General features: G+C 71.7%; 16 protein-coding genes and 2 pseudogenes. 13 read left to right on the top strand and 5 right to left on the bottom strand.

Annotation, left to right across the window (positions count from 1 at the left end; translation table 11 throughout):
• The first annotated feature begins 28 nt into the window (after nucleotides 1–28).
• The 6 genes from E0500_RS18420 to E0500_RS18445 all read left to right on the top strand — a co-directional run bounded on the left by E0500_RS18420 (nucleotide 29) and on the right by E0500_RS18445 (nucleotide 6,553).
• A complete protein-coding gene (locus tag E0500_RS18420) occupies nucleotides 29–1,276 on the top strand; it encodes a spermidine/putrescine ABC transporter substrate-binding protein (protein WP_131572158.1) in 1,248 nt (415 codons plus the stop codon).
• Between the two features lie 219 nt (nucleotides 1,277–1,495).
• Nucleotides 1,496–2,668 (top strand): ABC transporter ATP-binding protein, encoded by a 1,173-nt coding sequence (locus E0500_RS18425; protein ID WP_131569798.1) that lies wholly within the window; start codon nucleotides 1,496–1,498, stop codon nucleotides 2,666–2,668.
• The gene (locus tag E0500_RS18430; RefSeq protein ID WP_131569800.1) at nucleotides 2,668–3,615 is read left to right on the top strand and encodes an ABC transporter permease; all 948 of its coding nucleotides are present in this window, start codon (nucleotides 2,668–2,670) and stop codon (nucleotides 3,613–3,615) included. The genes E0500_RS18425 and E0500_RS18430 overlap by 1 nt, the downstream gene beginning before the upstream one ends.
• Complete coding sequence (locus E0500_RS18435; protein WP_131569801.1) at nucleotides 3,616–4,416, top strand: ABC transporter permease; 801 nt, start codon at nucleotides 3,616–3,618, stop codon at nucleotides 4,414–4,416.
• A 44-nt stretch (nucleotides 4,417–4,460) separates the two neighbouring features.
• Nucleotides 4,461–5,888 carry an FAD-binding oxidoreductase gene (locus E0500_RS18440; RefSeq protein WP_131569803.1) on the top strand — a complete coding sequence of 476 codons (1,428 nt, stop codon included), beginning with the start codon at nucleotides 4,461–4,463 and terminating at the stop codon, nucleotides 5,886–5,888.
• 212 nt (nucleotides 5,889–6,100) lie between these two features.
• Entirely contained in the window at nucleotides 6,101–6,553 is a 453-nt protein-coding gene (locus E0500_RS18445) for a hypothetical protein (RefSeq protein ID WP_131569805.1), read from the top strand.
• Nucleotides 6,554–6,556: 3 nt separating this feature from the next.
• Here E0500_RS18445 and E0500_RS18450 read toward each other — a convergent pair whose 3' ends face one another.
• The 4 genes from E0500_RS18450 to E0500_RS18465 all read right to left on the bottom strand — a co-directional run bounded on the left by E0500_RS18450 (nucleotide 6,557) and on the right by E0500_RS18465 (nucleotide 10,949).
• A complete protein-coding gene (locus tag E0500_RS18450; protein WP_399119425.1) occupies nucleotides 6,557–7,393 on the bottom strand; it encodes a phosphatase PAP2 family protein in 837 nt (278 codons plus the stop codon).
• Between the two features lie 280 nt (nucleotides 7,394–7,673).
• Entirely contained in the window at nucleotides 7,674–9,008 is a 1,335-nt protein-coding gene (gabT, locus tag E0500_RS18455) for a 4-aminobutyrate--2-oxoglutarate transaminase (protein WP_131569808.1), read from the bottom strand.
• A gap of 283 nt (nucleotides 9,009–9,291) precedes the next feature.
• On the bottom strand, nucleotides 9,292–10,020 hold the full coding sequence (gene pepE / locus E0500_RS18460; RefSeq protein WP_131569810.1) for a dipeptidase PepE: 729 nt from the start codon (nucleotides 10,018–10,020) through the stop codon (nucleotides 9,292–9,294).
• A gap of 113 nt (nucleotides 10,021–10,133) precedes the next feature.
• Nucleotides 10,134–10,949, bottom strand: a complete 816-nt coding sequence (locus E0500_RS18465; RefSeq protein ID WP_131569812.1) for an IclR family transcriptional regulator — start codon at nucleotides 10,947–10,949, stop codon at nucleotides 10,134–10,136.
• Between the two features lie 263 nt (nucleotides 10,950–11,212).
• Between E0500_RS18465 and E0500_RS18470 the strand changes: the two genes are divergently transcribed.
• The 7 genes and pseudogenes from E0500_RS18470 to E0500_RS18500 all read left to right on the top strand — a co-directional run bounded on the left by E0500_RS18470 (nucleotide 11,213) and on the right by E0500_RS18500 (nucleotide 21,629).
• Nucleotides 11,213–12,175: a DUF1177 domain-containing protein gene (locus E0500_RS18470; protein ID WP_131569814.1), complete on the top strand. Its 963-nt coding sequence runs from the start codon at nucleotides 11,213–11,215 to the stop codon at nucleotides 12,173–12,175.
• A 22-nt stretch (nucleotides 12,176–12,197) separates the two neighbouring features.
• Entirely contained in the window at nucleotides 12,198–13,874 is a 1,677-nt protein-coding gene (locus E0500_RS18475) for an OPT family oligopeptide transporter (protein ID WP_131569816.1), read from the top strand.
• 109 nt (nucleotides 13,875–13,983) lie between these two features.
• Nucleotides 13,984–14,739 (top strand): AroM family protein, encoded by a 756-nt coding sequence (locus E0500_RS18480; protein ID WP_131569818.1) that lies wholly within the window; start codon nucleotides 13,984–13,986, stop codon nucleotides 14,737–14,739.
• Complete coding sequence (locus tag E0500_RS18485; protein WP_181587043.1) at nucleotides 14,736–15,380, top strand: aspartate/glutamate racemase family protein; 645 nt, start codon at nucleotides 14,736–14,738, stop codon at nucleotides 15,378–15,380. The genes E0500_RS18480 and E0500_RS18485 overlap by 4 nt, the downstream gene beginning before the upstream one ends.
• Nucleotides 15,381–15,527: 147 nt before the next feature.
• A pseudogene (locus E0500_RS18490) lies at nucleotides 15,528–17,659 on the top strand (ATP-binding protein).
• A 141-nt stretch (nucleotides 17,660–17,800) separates the two neighbouring features.
• Nucleotides 17,801–19,456, top strand: a pseudogene (locus tag E0500_RS18495) (PucR family transcriptional regulator).
• Nucleotides 19,457–20,183: 727 nt separating this feature from the next.
• Nucleotides 20,184–21,629 (top strand): aldehyde dehydrogenase family protein, encoded by a 1,446-nt coding sequence (locus tag E0500_RS18500; RefSeq protein WP_131568619.1) that lies wholly within the window; start codon nucleotides 20,184–20,186, stop codon nucleotides 21,627–21,629.
• A gap of 133 nt (nucleotides 21,630–21,762) precedes the next feature.
• On the opposite strand, the gene E0500_RS18505 is transcribed toward E0500_RS18500, so the two are convergent.
• Complete coding sequence (locus tag E0500_RS18505; RefSeq protein WP_131568620.1) at nucleotides 21,763–24,609, bottom strand: glycoside hydrolase family 3 C-terminal domain-containing protein; 2,847 nt, start codon at nucleotides 24,607–24,609, stop codon at nucleotides 21,763–21,765.
• Nucleotides 24,610–24,742: the final 133 nt, after the last annotated feature.

A 24,742-nucleotide genomic window follows, 5' to 3' on the forward strand; every position in this document is an offset into this window, starting at 1 on the left:
CCAAACCTCCCGAAAGGGCACCACGCGTATGGAGCAGTACGAGCCCGACCGGCTGTCCCCGGTCCAACTGGCCGCGATGCGGCGCAGTTTCCTGAGCGGCAGGGCCTCCCTGACCCGCCGTTCGCTGCTGCGCGCCTCCGCGGGAGGCGCTCTCGCGGTCGGTGGCGTCGGAGCGCTGAGCGCCTGCGGTATCCCCCCGGCGGGCAAGAGCCAGGGCGGTGTCTCCGCGGAGGACCACTCGGCCGAGGAGAAGGTCGTCAACTTCTCCAACTGGACCGAGTACATGGACGTGGACGAGAGCGAGAGGCGTCATCCCACGCTCGACCGGTTCACCCGGCGGACCGGCATCAAGGTCAAGTACACCGAGGACATCAACGACAACAACGAGTTCTTCGGCAAGATCAAGCCGCAGCTCGCCGCGGGCCAGGACGCCGGCCGCGACATCATCGTCCTCACCGACTGGCTGGCGGGCCGGCTGATCCGGCTCGGGTGGGTCCAGAAACTGGACCCGGCGAACCTGCCGCACGCGTACGCCAACCTGTCCGCCCAGTTCCGCAGCCCCGACTGGGACCCGGGCCGCGCCTACTCGTACCCGTGGCAGGGCATCTCGACCGTCATCGCGTACAACAAGAAGGCGCTCGACGGCATCGAGGTCCGGTCGGTCTCCGACATGCTCGACAACCCCCGGCTCAAGGGGCGCATCGGCTTCCTGTCGGAGATGCGCGACAGCATCGGCATGACCCTGCTCGACATGGGCAAGGACCCGGCGAAGTTCACGGACGACGACTACGACGCGGCGATCGCCCGTCTCCAGAAGGCCGTCGACAAGGGCCAGATCCGCCGCTTCACGGGCAACGACTACACGTCCGACCTCACCAAGGGCGACCTCGCGGCCTGCATCGCCTGGGCCGGTGACGTCGTCCAGCTCAAGGCGGACAGCCCCGACGTCGACTTCGTCATCCCCGACAGCGGCTACCTGACGTCCACCGACAACCTGCTGATCCCCAACAAGGCACGTCACAAGACGAACGCCGAGCGGCTCATCGACTACTACTACGAGCCTCGCCCGGCCGCCGAAGTCGCCGCCTACATCAACTTCGTCTGCCCGGTCGACGGGGTGAAGACGGAGCTGGAGAAGATCGACAAGGACGCGGCGGACAACCCGTTGATCCTTCCGGACAAGGCCATGGCCGCCAAGTCCCGCGCCTTCCGTCTGCTGAGCAGCGAGGAAGAGACGGCGTACGAGGAGAAGTTCGCGAAGCTGACGGGCGCGTGAGCCTCCGGCGGTGGGGTGTGGGCGGTTTTCCTCGCCCCCGCCGCCCCTACCCATTCCCGTCCCTTCCGCTGGGGCTGCCGCCCCCAGACCCCCGCTGTCGGCCTGAACGGCCTCGTCCTCAAACGCCGGACGGGCTGAAAGCCCCGCGGAACGCCCGACGGCGCGGTGTCCGGGCCCGCTCCGGAACCACAGTCGACCCCGACACCCAGGGACCACACCATGACGAAAGACCACGGCGGCGACGTCCGCCTCTCTGGCATCAGCAAGACCTACGGCACCTTCACCGCCGTCCACCCGCTCGACCTCACCGTGCCGGAAGGTTCCTTCTTCGCCCTGCTCGGCGCCTCCGGCTGCGGCAAGACCACCACCCTGCGCATGATCGCCGGCCTGGAGGAACCTTCCTCCGGCACCGTCTCGCTCGGCGAGCAGGACGTGACCCTTCTGCCGCCGTACAAGCGGCCGGTGAACACGGTCTTCCAGTCGTACGCGCTCTTCCCGCACCTCGACATCTTCGAGAACGTCGCCTTCGGGCTGCGCAGGCGCGGCATCAGGTCCGTGAAGAAGCAGGTCGACGAGATGCTGGAGCTCGTACAGCTCGGGGAACAGGCCCGCAAGAAGCCGCACCAGCTCTCCGGCGGCCAGCAGCAGCGCGTGGCCGTCGCCCGCGCGCTGATCAACCGCCCCAAGGTGCTCCTCCTCGACGAGCCGCTCGGCGCCCTCGACCTCAAGCTGCGGCGCCAGATGCAGCTGGAACTCAAGCGCATCCAGACCGAGGTCGGCATCACCTTCGTCCATGTCACGCACGACCAGGAGGAGGCCATGACGATGGCCGACACGGTCGCCGTGATGAACGCGGGCCGCGTCGAACAACTCGGCTCGCCCACCGACCTCTACGAGAACCCGCGGACCACGTTCGTCGCCAACTTCCTCGGCACCTCGAACCTCATCGAGGCCGAGGTCGACTCGAAGAGCGGCGGCGCCATCGTCCTCAAGGCGGGCGACGGCAAGCTGTCACTGCCCGAGGCACGCTGTTCGGCGCCCGCCACCACCGGCGGCAGGGTCCTGGTCGGTGTACGGCCCGAGAAGATATCCCTCACTCACGCGGACGACGCCGGCGACGTCCCCGTGGGCCGCAACCGCATCACCGGGAAGATCACCGCGACCAGTTTCATCGGCGTCTCCACGCAGTACGTCGTCGACAGTTCCGTCTGCCCCGAGTTCGCGGTCTACGTCCAGAACATCGACCGCGACCCCCGGCTCGTCCCCGGTGCCGACGTCGTCCTGCACTGGAGCCCGGCCCACACGTTCGGCCTGGACGCCGCCCAGTCCCTGCTTGCTGGGACAGCGGGCTCCGCGGGCGTGGAAACCGTAGAGGAAGAGGTGGCTGTCTGATGGCGACCCTCACCGAAGCCGAGGCGCCACCGCCTCCCTCAGCGCCTCCCACAACGGTCGCCCCGACACGGAAGCCCCCGCGCGGACCTGGCCGCCTCGTCCCGTACTGGCTGCTCCTGCCCGGCATTCTCTGGCTGCTCGTCTTCTTCGCGCTGCCGATGATCTACCAGGCCTCCACGTCCGTACAGACGGGCTCCCTGGAGGAGGGCTACAAGGTCACCTGGCACTTCGCGACCTACTGGCACGCCCTGTCCGAGTACTGGCCGCAGTTCCTGCGCTCGGTCCTGTACGCCGGCTCCGCGACGGTCCTGTGCCTGCTGCTGGGCTATCCGCTGGCGTACCTGATCGCGTTCCGTGCGGGCCGCTGGCGCAACCTGATCCTGATCCTGGTGATCGCGCCGTTCTTCACCAGCTTCCTGATCCGCACCCTCGCCTGGAAGACGATCCTCGCCGACGGCGGCCCGGTCGTCGGCGCCCTGAACTCGCTGCACGTCCTGGACGTCACCGGCTGGCTCGGCATCACCGCCGGGGACCGCGTCCTCGCCACACCACTGGCCGTGGTCTGCGGTCTGACCTACAACTTCCTGCCGTTCATGATCCTGCCGCTCTACACGTCCCTGGAGCGCATCGACGGGCGGCTGCACGAGGCGGCCGGCGACCTGTACGCGACACCGTTCACGACGTTCCGCAAGGTCACCTTCCCGCTGTCGATGCCCGGAGTCGTCTCCGGCACGCTGCTCACCTTCATCCCGGCGAGCGGCGACTACGTGAACGCCGACCTGCTCGGCTCCGCGGACACCCGCATGGTCGGCAACGTCATCCAGACGCAGTTCCTGCGGATCCTCGACTATCCGACGGCCGCCGCCCTTTCCTTCATTCTCATGGCCGCGATCCTCATCATGGTCACGCTCTACATCCGGAAGTCCGGGACGGAGGATCTGGTTTAAATGGCCTTGCTGCGCTGGACAAAGCGCCATCTCGTCGTCATCGCCGGTCTGCTGACGCTCGGATACCTCCTCCTGCCGAACATCGTCGTCACCGTCTTCTCCTTCAACGAACCGAAGGGCCGCTTCAACTACGAGTGGCAGACGTTCTCCACGGACGCCTGGACCGATCCGTGCGGGGTCGCCGGCCTGTGCGGCTCGCTCTCGATCAGCCTGCAACTCGCGGCCTGGGCCACGCTCGGGGCCACCGTCCTCGGCACGATGATCGCCTTCGCCCTCGTGCGGTACCGCTTCCGCGCGCGGGGGGCCGTCAACTCGCTGATCTTCCTGCCGATGGCGATGCCCGAGGTCGTGATGGCCGCGTCCCTGCTGACCCTGTTCCTCAACCTGGGTGCTCAGTTGGGATTCTGGACGATCCTGATCGCGCACATCATGTTCTGCCTCAGCTTCGTCGTGGTCGCCGTCAAAGCGCGCGTCATGTCGATGGACCCGAGGCTGGAGGAGGCCGCGCGGGATCTGTACGCGGGTCCCGTCCAGACGTTCGTGCGGGTCACCCTGCCCATCGCGGCACCGGGAATCGCCGCGGGCGCGCTGCTCGCCTTCGCGCTCTCCTTCGACGATTTCATCATCACCAATTTCACCGCGGGCTCGACCGTCACGTTCCCCATGTTCGTCTGGGGCTCGGCACAGCGCGGAACGCCCGTCCAGATCAATGTCATCGGTACGGCCATGTTCGTCGTCGCCGTGCTGTTCGTGCTGGCCGGCATGGTCATCGGTGGTCGCCGCAAGCGCCAGAAGCCGTAGGGGGCTTCCCCTGATCCCCCAGCCCGCGTAGGGAGTTGAAAATCATGGCCCCGAGCGCCATGAGCCGTGGACACCGCTGGACGAGGTCTCTTTCCGAGGCCCAGCCGGTCCCGTACTGGCTGGACGACCCCGGCAGGCCCCGCCCCGAGCCTGCCCTCACCGGCGCCGAGACGTGCGACCTGCTGGTCGTCGGCGGCGGCTACAGCGGGCTGTGGACGGCGCTCCTCGCGAAGGAGCGCGACCCCGAGCGGGACGTCGTCCTCGTCGAGGGCCGCGAGTCGGGCTGGGCCGCCTCCGGCCGGAACGGCGGCTTCTGCGCCGCCTCGCTCACCCACGGCCTGGCCAACGGCCTCGCCCGCTGGCCGGACGAGATCCACAAGCTCCAGGAGCTGGGCGCCCGCAACCTCGACGAGATCGAGGCGGCCCTCGCCCGCTACTCCCTGGACTGCGACTTCGAGCGCACCGGCGAGATCGACGTCGCCACCGAACCCCACCAGGCCGCCGAACTGCGCGACTGGCACGCCGAGACGGAGCGCCACGGCCTCGCGGACGGCATCGAGTTCCTGGACGCCGACGCCGTACGGGAACAAGTCGACTCACCGACATTCCTGGCCGGTCTCCATGACCGCCGGGGCGTGGCCATGCTCCACCCGGCCAAGCTCGCCTGGGGCCTCAAACGGGCGTGCCTGGGCCTCGGCGTCCGGGTCTACGAGCACACCCCCGCGCTCACCCTGAAGCCGTACGGTGCCGGCATGGCCGTCCGCACCCCGTACGGCACGATCCGCGCCCGCAGGGTCGCCCTCGGCACGAACGTCTTCCCCAGCCTCGTCCGACGCGTTCGCGCGTACACCGTCCCGGTCTACGACTACGCGCTGATGACCGAGCCGCTCACCGCGAGCCGGCTCGCCTCCATCGGCTGGAGGAACCGGCAGGGACTCGGCGACAGCGCCAACCAGTTCCACTACTTCCGGCTCAGCGCCGACAACCGCGTCCTCTGGGGCGGTTACGACGCGATCTACCCGTACGGCGGCCGGGTGCGCGCCGAGTACGACGACCGGCCGGAGACGTACGCCAAGCTCGCCGGGCACTTCTTCACCTGCTTCCCGCAGTTGGAGGGCGTCCGCTTCACCCACGCGTGGGGCGGGGCGATCGACACCTGCTCGCGCTTCGCCGCGTTCTTCGGCACGGCCCACCAGGGCCGGGTGGCGTACGCGGCGGGCTACACGGGACTGGGCGTGGGCGCGACCCGGTTCGGCGCGGACGTGATGCTGGACCTGCTGGCGGGGGAGCGCACCGAGCGCACGGAGCTGGAGATGGTCCGCACGAAGCCCCTGCCCTTCCCGCCCGAGCCCTTCGCCTGGACCGGTATCGCCCTCACCAAGTGGTCGCTGGCCCGCGCGGACGCGCACGGCGGACGGCGGAACCTGTGGCTGAAGGCGATGGACCGGCTCGGTCTGGGCTTCGACAGTTGACGCGCACGGCGGGCGACGGGGCGTGCGGCGGCGTTCGTGATCCCTCGGCGCACATCCTGCTGCGCTGTGATGCCCCGTTCACCACCGGAGCCGTCCGGAACCCGCGTAATGATGCTTCGGAAACCCTCTCTCCGCCCGTGGACGCGACCGGCGTCCACAGCGGAACCACAGAGCAGCGCCACAGAGCAGCACCACAGAGAGGAAGTCCCGCCATGACTGGGGCCAAGACAGCGGTCGATTGGCTGGCATCCGTTGCTCCGGATCCCGACGCCTGCCGCCAGGAGTGGGAGCGCAGCCCGCTCGGGGTCACGCTGCTCCCGGCCGGGAGGGCCTGGGACGTGCTGATCCTGCCGGCCGGGCTCGGCCGTCCCACGCTAGACGTGCTGACCCGCTGCCTCGACCGTCCGGGGCCGGTGCTCAGCGACTTCGGCGACGACCGCACGGGTTTCTTCGTGCCCCCGGGCACGGCGAGCCGGTGGCTCGGCACGGGCGTGCGCTCCGCGGGACGCGGCACCTGGATCGTGGTGCCGTATCCGGGACGGCCAAGCGGCGACATCCGCTGGCTGGTCCCGCCGGACGGCACCGGCACACTCACCGATCCGGCGCTGCTGGAACTGGCGATGCACGAGGCGGCGGCCGGTCTGGCGCGGGACGGGGGACGGTAGCCGTCAGGGGGCTTGCACGGCCGGGCTTGCGGACCTTCGACGGTCTCTCCGGCCGAGGAACAGCCGGAGAGACAGCAGCAGCACCGCGCACAGGCACCAACTGGCCACCACGTCGAGTGGCCAGTGGTAGCCGCTGCGGACCAGACCGAGGGCGACCCCGAGGTTCAGCGCGACGCAGACGAGGAGGACCGGGCCGCGCGTGCGCCGGCCGCGCAGCCAGGGCCACAGCACGAGGACCGCGCCTCCGTACGCGATGGAGGCGGTGGCTGTGTGGCCCGAGGGGTAGTAGCCGGTGCCGCCGCCCATGACCGGTGGGCCCGGACGGTCGATCAGCTCCTTCAGGGGGACCACCAGCGCCGGTACGAGGGCCATCAGGACGCCCGCCGCCACGGGAGGTGTCCACCAGTGGTCTGTACCGGCTCGGCGGGCGCGCACAGCGACGTACCCGAGCACGACGGCCAGGACGGGGACGGCGACCGTGACGTTGCCGAGGTCGGCGAGGAAGACCGAGAGGCTGTCCCGGTGGACCAGCTCGCCGCTGAGGCGTTCGTCCGCGCGGGCGAGCGGGCCGTGGACGGCGATCTGCCAGGTGACCAGCGCGAAGAGGAGGACCGGAAGGCCCAGGAAGAGAAGGAAGAAGAGGAGGAGGGAGGTCGGCGACCCCGGAACAGGGGGGGTGGTTCCGAGGCCGCCGTCCAGACCGGTGTGCCGCACGCCCCGGGGGGTTTGGGGCGAGCGGCCATCCGATCGGTGAGGAGATCCGGAGCCGGAAGCTCCGAGTGTGTGCGCGAGGGCACGACCAGGGCGAAGCTGGGGAGGCCTCGACCCGGTGTCACCCACAGTCCCCTGTGGGCGGGGTGTATCTCTCATCTGGCTAAGAACCTACGGCAGGAGAAACGGCTGCGACAGACGGAATCGGGTCCTCACGGCCACCTTGCACACGTTCTTCACTCCCTCTGCCTCTTGTCGTCGCGCACCGGAATCCGGCCGGGATTCCGGTTGCGGGGAGCGTGGGACGTCAGGGGTGAATGGGGGTGGCCGGAGGGATTCCGGATGGTGGTCACGGGCTCATCTGGGCACGCACAGGACTCATCCGTGCCCAGGTTCGACGACCCCGTACTCAGATACGCGAGAACGCCTGCTCGATGATGTCGAGGCCCTCGCCCAGCAGGTCCTCGCCGATGACCAGCGGGGGCAGGAAGCGGAGGACGTTCCCGTAGGTGCCACAGGTCAGGACCAGCAGGCCCTGCTGGTGGCAGGCCTTGGCGAGCGCGCCGGTCGCCTCCGGGTTCGGCTCCTTGGTGGTGCGGTCCTTGACCAGCTCGATCGCGATCATGGCGCCCCGGCCGCGGATGTCCCCGATGATCTCGAACTTCTCGGCCATGGCGGACAGGCGCGCCTTCATCGTCGCCTCGATCGCCTTCGCGCGCGCGTTGAGGTCCAGCTCCTTCATGGTCTCGATCGAGCCCAGCGCACCCGCACAGGCGACCGGGTTGCCGCCGTACGTGCCGCCGAGGCCGCCCGCGTGCGCGGCGTCCATGATCTCGGCGCGGCCGGTCACGGCGGCGAGCGGCAGACCGCCCGCGATGCCCTTCGCCGTGGTGATCAGGTCCGGGACGATGCCCTCGTCCTCGCACGCGAACCACTGGCCCGTACGGCAGAAGCCGGACTGGATCTCGTCCGCGACGAACACGATGCCGTGGTCGGTGGCGAACTCCCGGAGCGCCGGCAGGAAGCCCTTCGCCGGCTCGATGAAGCCGCCCTCGCCGAGCACCGGCTCGATGATGATCGCGGCCACGTTCTCCGGGCCGACCTGCTTGGTGATCTGGTCGATCGCCTGCGCGGCGGCCTCCGGGCCCGCGTTCTCGGGGCCGGTCGGCCAGCGGTAGCCGTACGCCATCGGCATGCGGTACACCTCGGGCGCGAACGGGCCGAAGCCCTGCTTGTACGGCATGTTCTTGGCCGTCAGCGCCATGGTCAGGTTCGTCCGGCCGTGGTAGCCGTGGTCGAACACGACGACCGCCTGGCGCCCGGTGTGGGAGCGCGCGATCTTGACGGCGTTCTCGACGGCCTCGGCGCCGCTGTTGAACAGCGCCGACTTCTTGGCGTGGTCGCCCGGGGTGAGCTCGGCCAGCGCCTCGGCGACGGCGACGTACCCCTCGTACGGCGTGACCATGAAACAGGTGTGGGTGAAGTCCTGGAGCTGGGCCGAGGCCCGGCGTACGACGGCCTCGGCGGAGGCGCCGACGCTCGTCACCGCGATGCCGGAGCCGAAGTCGATGAGCCGGTTGCCGTCGACGTCCTCGATGATGCCGCCGCCCGCCCGCGCGGTGAACACGGGCAGCACGGAGCCCACGCCCTGCGCGACCGCGGCGGTGCGACGGGCCTGCAACTCCTGCGACTTCGGGCCGGGGATGGCGGTGACGACGCGGCGCTCCTGCGGAACTGCGGTCATGAGGGCTCCCTGATGATCTTGCGTACGGGTGTGTCGGCGTCCGGGTGTGCCGGCGCGTACGGGTGTCGGTGTACGGGTGCCGACGCCCGGGTGCCGGCGGCCGGGCGCCTGCGGTCCGCTCCGACGCGGGGCGTTTCCGGACGCTTGCCTTCTTTTCTCGCAGGCTAGGGCGGGGGAGGAGGGGTGGGCATGCTCCATGTGGGCGTTGTCGGGGTGTTGGGTTGTCCGCGGTGGACTAAGCCGGGGTCTCCACCTCGCGCGTCACCCGGCCTCTGAGACCTGCTCAGGCCGGCGCGTCGAACCGCGCGCGCCCGCTCAGCAGGGTGCTCAGGTCCGCGCCGGGGCCGAGTTCCGCGGGTTCCGCGCCGCGCCGGAACAGGACGGCTCCGGCCGCTATCCCGCCGAGCGTCAGCCGGTCCGCGTCCCTGCGCAGCCAGGTGCCCTCGCGCAGCCCCACCACCGGCACGTCGTTCTCCTCCAGGAACTGCTCCAGCCGCTCGGCGCGGGTCTCGCCCATGTGGCCGAGGTCCGGCCGCGCGTCCAGGTAGTGCGGGTTGATCTGGAAGGGCAGCAGGCCCAGTGCCTCGAAGCTGGGCGGCTGGACGATCGGCATGTCATTGGTGGTGCGCAGAGTGGGACAGGCCATGTTGGTACCGGCGCTCGACCCGATGTACGGCACACCGGCCGCCACCCGCTCGCGGACGGCCCGCACCAGACCGTGCTCGTGCAGCGCCTTCAGCAGCCGGAAGCTGTTGCCGCCGCCCACAAACACCGCCTCCGCGTCGCTGACGAGCGCGGCCGGGTCGGCGGCGGTGTGCGCACCGGTCACCTCAAGACCCAGGGGCTCAAGGGCCTTTGCCACCTGGGCGGTGTAGCCGTCCCGGTCGGCCAGGGCGTACGGGACGAACACCAGTCGGCGTACGCCGTCGAGCAGCGCGCCGATCTCCTCCCGTGCGTGCTCCAGATAACCGCGGCCGGGAGCGGTGGAGTTGGACAGCAGCAGCAACTGCATGACGGATGGCCCTTTCTGGGACGGGACGTGCTGGACGGGATGTGGTGACGGAAGAGATCTCTGGAGGGGGGCGGGCGGTGTGTGCGCCGGCGCCGGGCCCGGCAGGTGCCCGCTCAGCGCCCGTCGCGGCGCGGGGGGACATGCCGCGGGCGGGTCGGCGTCAGCAGCCTGCCCAGGTCCGCGGCACAACTCTGCAGCGGGCCGACCAGCTCCTCCTGGCGGCCCCGCAGGTCCTCGAGAGCCGAGGCCAGGGACAGCGTGCCCACCGGACGCCTGCCGACGAGCACCGGGACCGCGAGCGCCGCGGTCTGCGGATCGTACTCGCCCTCGGAGTACGCGTAACCGAGGCGCCGCACCTCGGCGAAGCGCTCCTCCAGCCGCACCGGGTCGGTCAGCGTGTTCTCGCTGAACCGCGCCATCGGACGGCCGTACAGCAGGACGGCCCGATCGCCGGGCGGCAGCATACCGAAGTAGGCCCGCGAGGTGGCCCCGGCGTGCGCCGGGTACAGCTCGCCCGCCAAGGCGTAGTAGCGCAGCGGCCCGGTCGCCCCGTCCGCGGCCGTGACACAGCGCATGTGGACCCCGTCCGGCACCGCGAAGAGCGCGCCGATCCCGACCGTCTCGGCGAGCCCCTCCAGAGCGGGCCGGACCAGACTGGCCATGCCGCCGCCGCGCTCCCACACGCGTGACAGATGCCACACCGCCGGGCCCAGCCGGTAGCGGCGGGTGCGCTGGTCGGAGACCAGGAAGCCGCGGTACGCCAGCGCGGCCAGCAGCCGCTGCGCGACCGACTTGTCCAGGCCGAACTCCGCGGCCACTTCGGTGACGCCCCACTCCGGGCGCTCCCGGTCGAAGGACAGCAGGACATTGAGGACGCGGTCCGCGGTCTGGAGAGGTGGCGGACCGGTTACGGGTGACTGCTCGACCATGACGGAAGAGTAAACATTCCCGCATATCGAGAAAACATTGCGCTCGGCGGAACGGTCGGCCGACTCTGGGGCGCACCGGCCCCGGGCACCTCCTCATTCGCCGCAGGGGCCCTTCTGATGGATCTCCGCGGCGTCGCGACGCCCGGCACGCACGCCGAGCGCACGCACCGGACGCCGCTCCTACCTCCGCGGAGATCCATCAGAAGGGCCCCAGCCCGGGCCTGTCGGCCGCGTTACCCGCTATCCCGTCCTGAGAGGCCCCCGTGCTCAAACACGTCCTTGAGATCATCGAACTCCTCGACCGCCCGCAGACCGGCGGGGAACTGCTCGCCGACCACCTGCGGGCCGTTCAGGCCGCGGCCGGCGCCGACCCGGCGACCGCGCCGCGGATCGAGGTACGCACCGTCGAGGGCGACAAGGGCAGCACGGACTTCGTCTCCGTCACCGTCCCGGGCCGCCGCGGCCGGCTCGCCGGCGGCGACGCGCCGACCCTCGGCATCCTCGGCCGGCTCGGCGGAGTCGGCGCCCGGCCGGAGCGCATCGGCCTGGTCTCCGACGCCGACGGGGCGGTCGCGGCGCTGTCCGCCGCCGCCAAGCTGCTGGACATGCACGCCCGCGGCGATGTCCTGGACGGCGATGTCACCCTCTCCACGCACGTCTGCGGGTGGGCCCCCACCCAGCCGCACGACCCGGTGCCCTTCATGGACTCCCCGGTGGACACCCTGGTGTGCAACCGCGAGGAGATCTCCCCCGAGATGGACGCGGTCGTCTCCATCGACACCACCAAGGGCAACCGGCTGCTCAACCACCGCGGCCTCGCCCTGTCGCCGACCGTCCGCGAGGGCTGGATCCTCCGGGTGAGCGAGGACCTGGTGTCCATCCTGGAGACCGTCACCGGGGAGCCCGCGCGCGTGCTGCCCATCACCACGCAGGACATCACCCCGTACGGCAACGGGGTGCACCACCTCAACTCCATCCTCCAGCCCGCCGTCGCCACCAAGGCCCCCGTCGTCGGCCTCGCCATCACCGCCGCCACCGCCGTGGCCGGCTGCGCCACCGGCGCCAGCCACGAGACCGACATCGCGGCCGCCGCCCGGTTCGCGATCGAGACCGCCAAGGAGTTCGGCCGCGGAGTCGCGCGCTTCCTCGACGACGAGGAGTTCGCGCGCCTGGTCGAGCTGTACGGCCCCATGACCCATCTGCAGGCGCCCGTCCCCGCGCAATGAGCCCACGCGCCCAGGAGTCCCCATGAACAACCCGAACACCCGGACCGCCGCGGAGGCCACCTCCGCGCAGGTCGAAGCTCACCCCAGAGCCTTCGAACCGGTCACCCTCGTCATCACCGTCCTGATGTCGGTCCTCGGCGCCCTGATCGGCATCGTGCTGATCACGTCGCTCGGCGTCTCTCCCAACACGGCCGTGATCGGCGCCCTGGTGGCGATGCTGATCGGGCGCATCCCGGTCGGCGTGCTGGCCCGGATGCGCTCCCAGCACCGGCAGAACCTGGTGCAGTCGGCGATCTCCGGCTCCACCTTCGCCGCCGCCAACTCCCTGCTCACCCCCATAGCCGTGCCCTTCGCCCTGGGCCGTACCGACCTGGTGTGGCCCATGCTGGGCGGCGCCGTCATCGGGCTGGCCGTCGACAGCTGGGTGCTGTACCGGGTGTTCGACTCCAAGCTGCTGCCCGCCACCGGCTCCTGGCCCGCGGGCATCGCCGCCGCCGAGACCATCAAGGCCGGGGACACCGGCGGGCGCAAGGCCGCGATTCTCGGCGTGGGCGCGGTCATCGGTGTGGTCGGCGCGCTGTTCAAGCTCCCCACCAGCGCCGCCGGCGTGGGCTTCCTGGGCAACATCTGGGCGCTCGCGATGTTCGGCATCGGGCTGGCCGTCGGCCAGTACGCCCCTGACTTCGGCTTCGACCTCGGCGCCGAGCGTGTGCCGCACGGCCTGATGATCGGCGCCGGTCTCGTCGCCCTGGTCCAGGCGCTGCTGCTGATGCGCAACCGCAAGGGGCGCGGCGACGGCACGGCGGCGGACGCCGCACCCACCGCCTCCGACGACGACGAGCGCACCGTCCAGGCACCGCAGCTGCGCCGCGGCCTGCTGGAGGGCATGGTCCTCTTCCTGTGCGGCGCGGTCGTGGTCGCGATCGCCGGCGGAGTGGCCGGTGGCCTGTCCCTGCCCGCCCTGATCGGCTGGGTGGCGCTGGCCGGCGTCGCCGCCATCGTGCACCAGCTCATCGTGGGCCTCGCGGCGATGCACTCGGGGTGGTTCCCGGCCTTCGCCGTCACCCTGATCTTCCTGATCATCGGCCTGGTCCTGCACATCCCGACCGTTCCGCTCGCCCTCATGGTGGGCTACACGGCCTCCACCGGCCCCGCCTTCGCCGACCTCGGCTACGACTTCAAGGCCGGCTGGCTGCTGCGCCGGAACGCCGTGCCGTGGCAGCCCTTCGAGATCGAGGGACGGCGTCAGCAGTACCTCGCGCAGCTGGTCGGCTTCGGTGTCGCACTCGTCGTGGTCGCCATCGCCTGGAAGTCGTTCTTCTCGGACGGGCGGGTGCCCCCGGTGTCCGAGGTGTACGTGGCCACCATCAAGGGCGGCCTCGAACCCGGCACCATGACCACCATGCTGCTGTGGGCGATCCCCGGAGCGCTCGTCCAGTTCCTCGGCGGCCCGTCCCGGCAGATGGGCGTCCTGCTGGCCACCGGTCTGCTGGTGGCCACGCCCGACGCCGGGTGGATGGTGCTCGGCGCCCTGGCCGTCCGTCAGGCGTACACGATGTGGCGCCGTCGCGGACTGACCGACCCCGAGGCGCGCAAGGACTCCGACGAGCAGTCCGAGAACGATCTGTCGCTGGTGGGCGCGGGCCTGGTGGCCGGAAGCTCGCTGAACGACGTGGGCCAGCTCACGAAGGCCCTGTGACCCCCTGTCACGAAGAGCCCTGTGACCCACTCCGCGGCCCAGTGACTCCCTCCGCGTGTCCTGCGACCCCCTCCGCACGTCCTGTTCCCGAAACCCGAAGGAGCCACCCGTGACCACCCCGGCCCTCGGCCTCGTCACCATCGGCCAGGCCCCGCGCGCCGACCTGCGGCCCGACGCCGAACCGCTGCTCCCCGGGGTGCGCCTGGTGGAACACGGCGCGCTCGACGGCGAACGGTTCGACGGCCCCGCCGAGCCGGAGACCCGCCGGCTGCTGGCCCCCGAGCCCGGCGAGGCGCCGCTGGTCTCCCGGCTGCGCGACGGCGGCTCGGTGGTGCTCGGCCACAAGGCCCTCGTCCCGCGCATCGAGCGGGCCGTCGCCCGCGCGGAGGGGGACGGCGCCGCCGCGACGCTGCTGCTGTGCACCGGGCACTTCCCCGCCGTACGGGCGAGCCGGCCGCTGCTGTTCGCCGAACCGCTGGTGCTGCGCGGCGTCGCGGCCACCGTCGGCCCCGACCCGGTGGGCATCGTCTGCCCGCACCCGGACCAGGCCGAGGACGCGGTCCACCGCTGGTCCCAGGTGGCACCGGGCAGCGTCCGGGCCGCCCCCGCCAACCCGTACGCACCGCCGGAGCAGGCACTTCAGGAGGTGGCGGCAGCCGCACGCACCCTCGCCGAGGCCGGCAGTTCCTGGATCGTCCTGGACTGCATCGGCTACACCGAGCGGATGCGGCAGGCCGCCGTCCGCGCCGCCGGCCGCCCCGTCCTCCTGGCCAGGGCCATCGCCGTCCGCATGGCGGGGGAGGTGGTGGCCGCCTTCGGCCGCCCCTCCCAGGCGCCCGCGACCCACCCGGGGAGCGGCTCATGACCGCGCACATCGGCGTGATCCGCGTCCTCACCAGCGATGACACCGCGGCAGTGGCGGCCCACGGCAGGGTCATCGAGGAGCGGTACGGCATTCCGGCCGTCTCCCGCTGCATCCCCGGGCAGCCGTACGGCATCCACGACGACGAGTCCGAGCGCCGCGCCGAACCGAAGATCGTGTCCCTGGCCCGCGAACTGGCCGACGAAGGGGCCGCGACCCTGGTCATCAGCTGCGCCGCCGACCCGGCGCTGGAGCAGACGCGCGAGGCCGTCGACGTGCCGGTCATCGGCGCGGGTTCGGCGGCCGCCGCCGTGGCGCTGGGCCTCGGCACCCGCGTCGGGGTACTGGGCATCAGGGACGAGGCGCCGCCCGCCGTAACGGCGGTCCTCGGCGAGCGCTTCGCCGGCGCGGCACGGCCGCGGGGAGTGCGCCGTACGACGGACCTGCTCGCCCCCGATGGCCCCGAAGCGGTGCTGGAGGCCGGGGCCGGTCTCGTCGAGGCCGGTGCGGACACCCTGCTGCTGGCCTGCACCGGCCTGAACACGATCGGGGTCCGCCCACTGCTGGAGGACCGGCTGGGCGTGCCGGTCGTGGACCCGGTGCTCGCAGCGGGACTGCTGGCCTCGTACGCGCGTCGCCGCTGACCACGGGGGACGGGCTCGCCCCCTGAACCAGAGGCGCAGGGGGCATCGGACACGCACCCCGGCCGTGTAAACGGTGAACTCCCCAGGCGGGGGCGTTAGATTGACTCGCTGATGGTGGACGGAGCGGCTGGTCTGGGGGCAACGGCGATGAACAGCGACGGGACGCAGGACGCACGGGGTACGCACACGAACCCCGTACCGCGTCCGGCGGGGCCTCCGGATGTGCCCGCGATGCCTCCCCGGCCGCCGCAGGCACCGGGTGCACCCCCGATGCCGGACGGATCGGCCTTCGTCAACTGGCTGCGCGCACCACGACCCGACGCGGCACCCGGCGTGTGGCGGTTCGGACACCGGCCGCGGCCCGCGGAGGCGCCCGAGGAGATTCCGACGCGGCAGCTGCTGAGCGGGGCGCTGATCGCCTTCCTGGTGGGATGGCTGATCTGGTCGCTGCTGCAGAACGGGTACCTCGGCGGCTGGTGGTGGGTGCCCCTCAACCTGATCACCCCGGACTCCTGGCGCGGCGCCGACAGCGAGCTCGGCGAGACCGGCACGTTCCTCGTGTACCGGGGCTACGAGCTGCTCGTCGCCCTCGCGATCATGGTCGGGGTGGCCCGGCTCGGCCGCTGGAGCGAGGTGTGGCGCCGCTTCGTCGCCCCCCGCTTCCGACGGCCGGAGCCCCAGGAGGCGCCCCCGCACCCCAGGACGACCCCGCCCAGTGGAACCAGCTCCGCGCGGCCGGAGCCGTCGACGCCGCCGAGCGGCTCGCCGCCGAGGCAAGCTCCGGGCTCATGCGGGACGTCGACCACGCCCGGATCCTCCGTGCCTGGCAGGGCGTGCTCAGCGGACGCCACAGCCTCGCCACCTTCAGCTCCGCCGTCCTCCAGGACGGCGCCGCCGCCTGCCTCCACCCCTCCGGCGAGCGCGACCTGCCGGCGCGGCTCGCCCGACACGATCTGGTCACCGGACAGGTACGGCTCGGGACCACCGTGGAGGACGCCCGTAACCCGTACGCCTACCGCGGGGCCGGGCTCGCCCTCGGGCCCGAGCTCCTCGGCACCTCACTCGTCGCCGTCGGCCCGGTCGGCTCCGGCAAGACCGGCTCCGTCGTCTGGCCCGTCGCCGAGTCGCTGTGTCTGCACGCGCTCGCCGGACGGGCCTCGGTCGTCGTCGTCGGTGCCGCGGGCGCCGGGCTCGGGCCCGCGGACGCGTACGACGTCGTCGTACGGATCGGGAACCCCGAATCGGTGCACGACCTCGACCTGTACGGCGGCACCACCGACCCCGACGAGGCGGCCGCCATACTCGCCGAGGCGCTGGTCGGGGACCTCGCCGACCCGCACCCCGGAGGCGACAGCCGCCGCTCCACCACCGTGCTCGCCCAGCTTCTCGGGCCGTTCCGTGCCGTCCATGGCCGGTTCCCGTCCGTGCCCGAACTGCGACAGCTCCTGGACGGCGCACCCGGACCGCGGGACGCGCTCCGCAAGGCCCTCCAGGAGGCCGGAGAGGAGTCCCTGCTCCGTGAACTCGACGCGCGGGAGCGGCAGTCGGGGCACCCCGGGGATGTGGGAGCGGTCCTCGCGGACCGGGTGGCGCTGCTGGACCGGCCCGCCTTCTCCGGTTTCTTCGACACGTCCGGGCAGTCCCGGCCCTTCTCGCTGAAGGCGCTCGACCATCCGGTGCGGGTGCGGATCGACCTGCCCGAGCGCGGGCACGCGGACGCCTCGCGGATCCTGGCCCGGCTGGTGCTCGCGCAGTTCACGGCCAGCGTGGCCGTCAGGGAGGACCGGTCGCTGTTCGCCTGTCTCGTCCTCGACGACGCCACCGGAGTGGTGACCCCGGAGGCCGTTCGCGGCATCCAGCGGCTGCGGTCCGCCCACGCCGGGGCCGTCCTGACGCTGCGTACGCTCGACGACGTGCCCCGGCCGTTGCGCGGGCCGCTGCTCGGGGCGACCGGCTGCCGGATGGCGCTGTCCGGGCTCACCCCCTGGGACGGGCAGGACTTCGCCGAGGTGTGGGGCAAGGAGTGGACCGAGGCCCGGGACGTCACCGACCGGCAGATCATCGCGGAGACGCCGGCCGGCAAGGCCCTGTACGTGCTGCGGCGCGTGATCACCGGGAACGCGCCGACCGCACGGGCCGTGACCGTGCGGCAGGTCGAACGGGAGCGGTGGTCCGCGTCCGAGCTGGCGCACGGGGTGCCGCCGGGGCACGCGGTGCTGTCGCTGACGAATGTGCAGGGGGAACACGCGCCGCCGCTGCTGGTGGATCTGCGGAGCTGACGGTACGGGCCATACGGACCTTACGGTCCGGCCGAATCGGCATAGGGTGTTCATACATCGCGGACAAATGATCACGCTGTTTGTGATCATTGCAGAAACTGTCCGTGTCCGACGCAGATTCTGTGAACACCAGAAGGCCATATGCCCCCGACGCTCGCCTCGCTCGTCCACCACTCCGCGCTCAAACTGACCGTGCGCGCCGGCACGGACGGCCTGGATGTGCCCGTCCGCTGGGCGCATGCGAGCGAGCTCGCCGACCCCGTGCCGTACATGGAGGGCGGGGAACTGCTGCTGATCACCGCGCTCAAGCTGGACGCGGAGGATCCCGAGACGATGCGGCGGTATGTGAAGCGGCTGGTGGGGGCCGGGGTCGTCGGACTCGGGTTCGCCGTCGGGGTGAACTACGAGGACGTGCCCGAGGCGCTCGTCGACGCGGCCGAGGGCGAGGGGCTGCCGCTGCTGGAGGTGCCGCGGCGCACGCCGTTCCTCGCCATCAGCAAGGCGGTCTCCGCCGCCATAGCCGCCGACCAGTACCGGGCCGTGACCGCGGGGTTCGCGGCCCAGCGCGAGCTCACCAAGCAGGCGCTGAACGACGCGCCCGAGGGCCTGCTCGCCGCGCTCGCCACACAGCTCGACGGGTGGGCCGCCCTGTACGACGCCTCCGGCGCCCTGGTGGCGACCGCGCCCGATTGGGCCGGACGGCGGGCCGCCCGGCTCACCGCGGACGTCGAGCGGTTGCGGGAACGGCCCGCGCCGGCGAGCGCGGTGGTCGGGAGTCCGGACGGGGACGGCGGTGGCGACCGGGTCGAGCTGCACTCCCTCGGCACCGGGCGGCGGCCCCGGGCCGCGCTCGCCGTGGGCACCGCCGCGGCACTGGGGACCGCCGAACGGTACGCCGTTCACTCGGCCATAGCGCTGCTGACGCTGACGACGGAGCGGTCGCGGTCGTTGCACGCGGCCGAGCAGCGGCTCGGGGCGGCGGTGCTGCGCATGCTGCTGGCCGGGGAGCCGGACCATGCGCGGGCCGTGGCCGGGGATCTGTACGGGGAACTGCTGGACGCTCCGTTCCGGATGATCCTCGCGGAGTCGTCCTCGGCGTCCAAGCCCTTGGGGGCGGATGCGTCCCTGGTGACCGGAAAGCCTTTGCAGGCCGATGTCGACAGTGGCCCGCTCGGGCAGTTGGCCGAAGTGGTGGAGGGGCGGCGGCGCGGGCGGGGAGTCCGTGCTGGTCGTGCCGGACGGGGAGCGGCTGGTCGTGCTGGCCGGCGACGGGGTGCGGCGGTCGCCGCGTGCGGGGAGTTCGCGCTGGGGCTGGAGGCGGCGCGGGCCGCCACCGCGGTGCGCGACGCGGGGGCGGGTGAGGAGGACGAGTTGGCCGTCGGACTGTCGGCGCCTGCCGGGCCGATCGCCGCGGGCGCCGCGTACAAGCAGGCCGAGCAGGCGTTGTCGGTGGCCCGGCGGCGGGGGCGGGCGTTCGTGGAGCACGAGGAACTGGCGGCCGGGTCCGTGGTGCCGCTGCTGGCCGACGACGCGGTACGGGCGTTCGCGGACGGGCTGCTGCGGGCGCTGCGCGAGCACGACGCGACCGGGCGGGGGGATCTTGTGGCGTCCCTGCGGGCCTGGTTGTCGAAGCACGGGCAGTGGGACGCGGCCGCGGCGGATCTCGGGGTGCACCGGCATACGTTGCGGTACCGGATGCGGCGGGTCGAGGAGATCCTGGGCCGGTCGCTGGACGACCCGGACGTGCGGATGGAACTGTGGCTGGCCCTGAAGGCGACGGCGGGGGTGGCGGACTAGGCGGGTTGCCTCCGGCGGTTGGGCCGGGGCCGGGGCCGGGGCCGGGGCCGGGTGGCTGGGTGGCCGGGGTTCGGGGTTCGGGGTTCGGGGTGGCTTTCCGTCGTGGGGGTTCGCGTCGCCTAGGCGTGTGTCGTGGGTCGGAGGCGCGCCGGGGGGTGCTCCGTCCTCGGTCCGGCGGTTCCGGGGTGTGGTGAGGATGCCCGGCGGCGGACGCCGGCCGCTGCGGGCGGACACCTCCCGACACACCCCCTGCCGCGCGTACGCGGCCATCGGTGCGTGGGCGGCCCGGTCGAGACCTCGGGCGCGCTCGCGCTTTTAGGGGCGCGGGACGGCGGGTCCTGGTGGCGGCGCGTTTCCGGTGTTGGGTGCGCCCGTGCTTTCAGGGGCGCGGGCTGTGTTGAATATGCGGCTCCGCCGGGTGGGCGGGCCCAGCCACAACGGACCCGCAGCCGCCCACGGCCGGAAAGGGCGGGTTCTGGTTGCGGCGCGTTTCAGGTGCCGGGTGCGCCCGTGCTTTCAAGGGGCGCGGGGAACTGCGCGACAAGCCACAACAAACCCGCAGCCGCCCACGGCAGAACCCAGCACACGAGACTCACAAACCCACCGGCGATCACGACAAATCGGCGCGTCCGGAGCGAAGAGTTTTACGACTCGGACAAACGACCTGGCGGGCAGCCGGACCTACCGTGGTCATGAACGTACGTTTCGAACGCGGAAGGGCCGGACCATGACTGCCACCCACGCCTTCTGGCTCGCCGGTCGCCAGGCGACCGGCGACACCGGCTTCGATGTCACCTCACCGTGGGACGGCCGACTCGTCGGCCGGGTCAGCGTGCCGACCGACGCCCAGGTGGAGGAGGCCGTGGCCGCCGCGTACGCCGTGCGGGACGAGTTCGCCGCCACCCCGGCCCACGTACGCGCCGCCGCCCTGGACCACGTGAGCAGGCGGCTGGTCGAGCGGACCGAGGAGATCGCGCAGCTCATCTCGGCCGAGAACGGCAAGCCGGTCAAGTGGGCCCGCGGTGAGGTCGGGCGCGCCGTGTCGGTGTTCCGGTTCGCGGCCGAGGAGGCGCGGCGGTTCAACGGCGGTGAGGCCCAGCGGCTGGACACCGATCTCGGCGGCCAGGGGCGCCTCGCCTTCACGCGGCGGTTCCCGAAGGGCGTCGTGCTCGGCATCGCGCCCTTCAACTTCCCGCTCAACCTGTGCGCCCACAAGATCGCGCCGGCCCTCGCGGTCGGTACGCCGATCATTCTGAAGCCCGCGCCCGCGACCCCGCTGTCCGGGCTCCTCATCGGAGAACTGCTCGCCGAGACCGAGCTGCCGGCGGGGTCCTGGAGCGTGCTGCCCGTGCAGAACGAGCGGATGCCCTCGCTCGTGCAGGACGAGCGGCTGCCGGTCATCTCGTTCACGGGGTCCGACAAGGTCGGCTACGCGATCATAGACTCGGTGCCGCGCAAGCACTGCACCCTGGAGCTGGGGGGCAACGGCGCCGCTGTCGTCCTCGCGGACTATGCGAGCGATGAGGATCTGGACTGGGCGGCCACGCGTATCGCCACCTTCTCCAACTACCAGGGCGGGCAGTCCTGCATCTCCGTGCAGCGGGTGATCGCGGACGCGGAGGTCTACGAGCGGCTGGTGCCGCGGATCGTCGCCGCCGTCGAGGCTCAGGTGACGGGGGACCCGTCCGACGGAGCGACCGATGTCGGGCCGCTGGTGAGTGAGGACGCCGCGCGGCGGGTGGAGGCCTGGGTCGAGGAGGCCGTCGGGGCCGGGGCCCGGCTGCTGACCGGGGGGAAGCGGGACGGGGCCTCGTACGCGCCGACCGTGCTCACCGAGGTGCCGGCGGACGTCACGATCTCGTGCGAGGAGGTCTTCGGGCCCGTTCTCGCCGTGCAGCGTGTGGAGGGGGAGGCGAGCGCCTTCGCCGCCGTCAACGAGTCCAAGTACGGGCTGCAGGCCGGTGTGTTCACGCATGACCTGCAGACCGCGTTCCGGGCACACCGGGCCCTGGAGGTGGGCGGTGTCGTGATCGGGGACGTGCCGTCCTACCGTGCCGACCAGATGCCGTACGGCGGTGTGAAGCAGTCCGGTGTCGGGCGTGAGGGCGTGAAGTTCGCGATGGACGACTACACGTACGAGCGGGTCATGGTGCTGACCGGGATTCAGCTCTGATCCGGCGCGACGGATCGGTTCGGTTTGTGACAGTCGTTTTCACGTAAGTTCCGGGTGTGTCCCGGGACGAAGGGGTCCGGCACCGATGCCTTCCGGTGCCGGACCCCTTGTTGTGTCGGCCTTGTCCGGACCCTCAACCGGAGAAGCCGACGTGCGCGAGCCGCAGCGGGCCGCGCAGCTTCAGGTGGACGTCGTGCACGCCGGTGGCCACGATCCCGGCGCTCAGGGTGGCGTAGTCGTACGGGCCCGCGGTGGGCGAGAGGTTCAGGACGGCCAGGACCGGGCCGCCGTTCAGGGAGAACTCGATGGCGCCCTCTCCCGCAGCCTCCATGGTCACTTCGGAGACTCCGGCTTCGAAGTCGCAGTCATGGAAGAGGAGTTCGCCCGTACCGTCGGCGGTGGGTGTCACGGCGTCGCCTGACGTCTTCGTGCGGTCGACGATCTGCGTGCCGCGTTGGTCGTCGAAGTCGGCGGCGTCGAGGCCGAGTTCGACGACCGGGCGAGGGGCCGCCGGGGTGCCGTCGAGGTCGATCGTGGTGGTCAGGCGGATGTCCTCGCTGGAGGCCCCCACGAGAAGCTCGTAGGCGCCGGGCTCCCGGCGGTGACGGCTGTGGGCCACGTCCCAGAACTCGAAGGCGGAGAGGGGGAGGTGGAAGGTCAGGTCCGTCGAGGCGCCGGGGGCGAGCGTGACGCGGCGGTGGGCGGCCAGTTCGCGGCGCGGGCGCGGGACCGACGGGTTCACGGCCCTGAGGTAGAGCTGGGCCACTTCGTCGGCTGTGCGCTCGCTCGTGTTGGTGAGCGTGAACGTCACCTTCACCTCGTCGCCGGTCACCCAGTGGGTGAGGTTCTCGTACGCGAATTCCGCGTAGGACAGGCCGTGGCCGAAGGGGAACAGGGGCGCGCCCTCGAAGTACAGGTACGTCTGGCGGCTGCCGATCACGTCGTAGTCGAGCAGGTCGGGCAGGTCCGAGTCGGCGGCGTACCAGGTCTGGGGGAGGCGGCCCGCAGGGGAGACGTCCCCGGCGAGGACGCGGGCCAGGGCGGTGCCCGCCGCCTGGCCGCCGTGCGCGGTCCACAGGACGGCCCGGAGGTCCTCGTGGTCCACGGCGTAGGGGTAGGACGAGGTGAGCACCAGGGCCGTGTTCGGGTTCGCGGCGCGGGCGGCGCGGAGCAGGCGCTCCTGGTGTTCCGGGAGGCGCAGGGTGGTGCGGTCCTGCGTTTCGCGGCCGTTGATGTGCGGGTCGTTGCCCGTGACCACCAGGACGGCGTCCGCCTCGGACGCGGCCCTCGCCACGGATTCCTCACCGCGTTCGGTCACGGCCAGGGTGAAGATCTCGCCGTTCTCCTCGGCAACCTTCACGCCGTCCGCGGCGACACAGACGTGCAGGCCCGTCCCCATGTGCCTGAGGAGGTGGCCGTCCTCATGGGATTCGTGGCGTTCCAGACGGAACGTCTCCTGTACGACCCAGCCGCCCGGCTGGTCCGCGGAAGCGCGTACGTAACCGTCGTCGGCGACCGAGAGGTAGCGGCCGTCCGGGGCGCGCAGGGTGAGGACGCCGTCGCCCCAGTCGACGAGAGCGAGGACGGTGCCGGTCGCGTCGGTGGTCAGCGGGGGGAGGTCCGTGCGGCCCGCCAGGAGCGCGGGGTCGAGGGCGCCCTCCGCGCCGTGTGCCTCGTCGGACGCGTCGGCGGCCTCCGGCACCGAGAGGTACGTTCCCGAGGACGTCCTGAGGCGGATGCGGTCCACGCCCTCGGCGAAGGTGACGCGCTCGGCGCCGAAACGGTCGTACAGGCCCTCCAGTGGGGTGGAGCGGTGGATGAGCGTGCCGCTGTACCAGTCGAGCTTGCTCTCGTCGGCGAGGAGGCCGACGACCGCGATGCGGGTGCCCTCGGGGAGCGGAAGCAGGTTGTCGTCGTTCTTGAGCAGGACGATCGCCTGACCGGCTGCTTCCTCGGCCAGGGCGCGGTGGGCCGGGGTGTCGAAGTCCCCGACGCCGGCGTGGGGACCGGATCCGGGGTCGAACTCGCCGAGCCGGAAGCGGACGGAGAGCTGGCGGCGGACCGCCCGGTCGATGTCGTCCTCGGTCAGCAGGCCCTGGTCCAGGGCGCCCTGGACGCGTTCGACGGTCTTCGAGCTGTCCGTGCCGTGGTCGGTGAAGCTGTCGACGCCGGCGCGGATCGCGGCCGCCGTGGCCTCCTCATGGGTGTCGAAGTAGTGCTCCGAGTCGACCAGGTTCGAGGGCGCGCCGGCGTCCGAGCAGACGAGGAGGTCCTCGTCGGTCCAGGTGCGCAGGTGCTCCTTCAGGTACGGCGACACGTGGTTGGGGCGGCCGTTGACCAGGTTGTACGCGGGCATCACCCCGGCCACCGCCCCCGCCCGCACGGTCTCGCGGAAGGCGCGCAGGTCGTACTCGTGCAGGACGCGCGGGCGGACCGAGGAAGAGGTGGTGTCCCGGTTCGTCTCGTTGTTGTGCGCCAGCCAGTGCTTGAGGACCGGGGCCGTGCGCCAGTACGCCGGGTGGTCGCCGCGCAGGCCCCGCGTGTACGCCGTCGCGATGGCCGAGGTCAGCTTCGGGTCCTCGGAGTAGCCCTCCTCGTTCCGGCCCCACAGGGGGTGGCGCAGCAGGTTCACCGTGGGTGCCCACACGTTGAGGCCGACGCGGTCGTCGTGGGCCCGCATGGCGCGGACTTCCGTCGACACCGCCTCGCCGACGCGTCGTACGAGGTCCTCGTTCCAGGTCGTGCCCAGCCCGACCGCCTGGGGGAAGACGGTGGCCGGGCCCATCCACGCCACACCGTGCAGCGCCTCCTGACCGGTGCGGAACGCGGCGATGCCCAGGCGCTCGACGGCTGGTGCGAACTGGTGCAGGAGCGCGATCCGTTCGTCGAGGGTGAGCCGTCCGAGAAGGTCGTCGATGCGCTTCGCGAGAGGCAGCTGCGGATCGCGGAAAGGCGGCGTGGGCGGCGTCTGTGCGGTCACGATGTGGGTCCCCTTGCGGTGGAGCGGCGAGGCGCTTTCGAAGCGCTTCGATGCTCATTCGACCCGAGGGTGGGTGTCAAGAGACCAAGGCGCAACAGGTTCGTTTCCTCGCCGTCATATGCGGGGTTGGAAC

This window comes from Streptomyces sp. KM273126 (genome assembly GCF_004337435.2).
Classification (GTDB): Bacteria; Actinomycetota; Actinomycetes; order Streptomycetales; family Streptomycetaceae; genus Streptomyces; species Streptomyces acidicola.

Excerpts from the sequence above, each read along its gene's own strand:
- E0500_RS18485 (WP_181587043.1), top strand. The coding sequence starts at position 14,736 with ATGACCGCGCACATCGGCGTGATCCGCGTCCTCACCAGCGATGACACC.
- E0500_RS18465 (WP_131569812.1), bottom strand. The coding sequence starts at position 10,949 with ATGGTCGAGCAGTCACCCGTAACCGGTCCGCCACCTCTCCAGACCGCG.
- E0500_RS18440 (WP_131569803.1), top strand. The coding sequence starts at position 4,461 with ATGGCCCCGAGCGCCATGAGCCGTGGACACCGCTGGACGAGGTCTCTT.
- E0500_RS18435 (WP_131569801.1), top strand. The coding sequence starts at position 3,616 with ATGGCCTTGCTGCGCTGGACAAAGCGCCATCTCGTCGTCATCGCCGGT.
- E0500_RS18500 (WP_131568619.1), top strand. The coding sequence starts at position 20,184 with ATGACTGCCACCCACGCCTTCTGGCTCGCCGGTCGCCAGGCGACCGGC.
- gabT (WP_131569808.1), bottom strand. The coding sequence starts at position 9,008 with ATGACCGCAGTTCCGCAGGAGCGCCGCGTCGTCACCGCCATCCCCGGC.
- E0500_RS18420 (WP_131572158.1), top strand. The coding sequence starts at position 29 with ATGGAGCAGTACGAGCCCGACCGGCTGTCCCCGGTCCAACTGGCCGCG.
- E0500_RS18430 (WP_131569800.1), top strand. The coding sequence starts at position 2,668 with ATGGCGACCCTCACCGAAGCCGAGGCGCCACCGCCTCCCTCAGCGCCT.
- pepE (WP_131569810.1), bottom strand. The coding sequence starts at position 10,020 with ATGCAGTTGCTGCTGCTGTCCAACTCCACCGCTCCCGGCCGCGGTTAT.
- E0500_RS18475 (WP_131569816.1), top strand. The coding sequence starts at position 12,198 with ATGAACAACCCGAACACCCGGACCGCCGCGGAGGCCACCTCCGCGCAG.
- E0500_RS18425 (WP_131569798.1), top strand. The coding sequence starts at position 1,496 with ATGACGAAAGACCACGGCGGCGACGTCCGCCTCTCTGGCATCAGCAAG.
- E0500_RS18445 (WP_131569805.1), top strand. The coding sequence starts at position 6,101 with ATGACTGGGGCCAAGACAGCGGTCGATTGGCTGGCATCCGTTGCTCCG.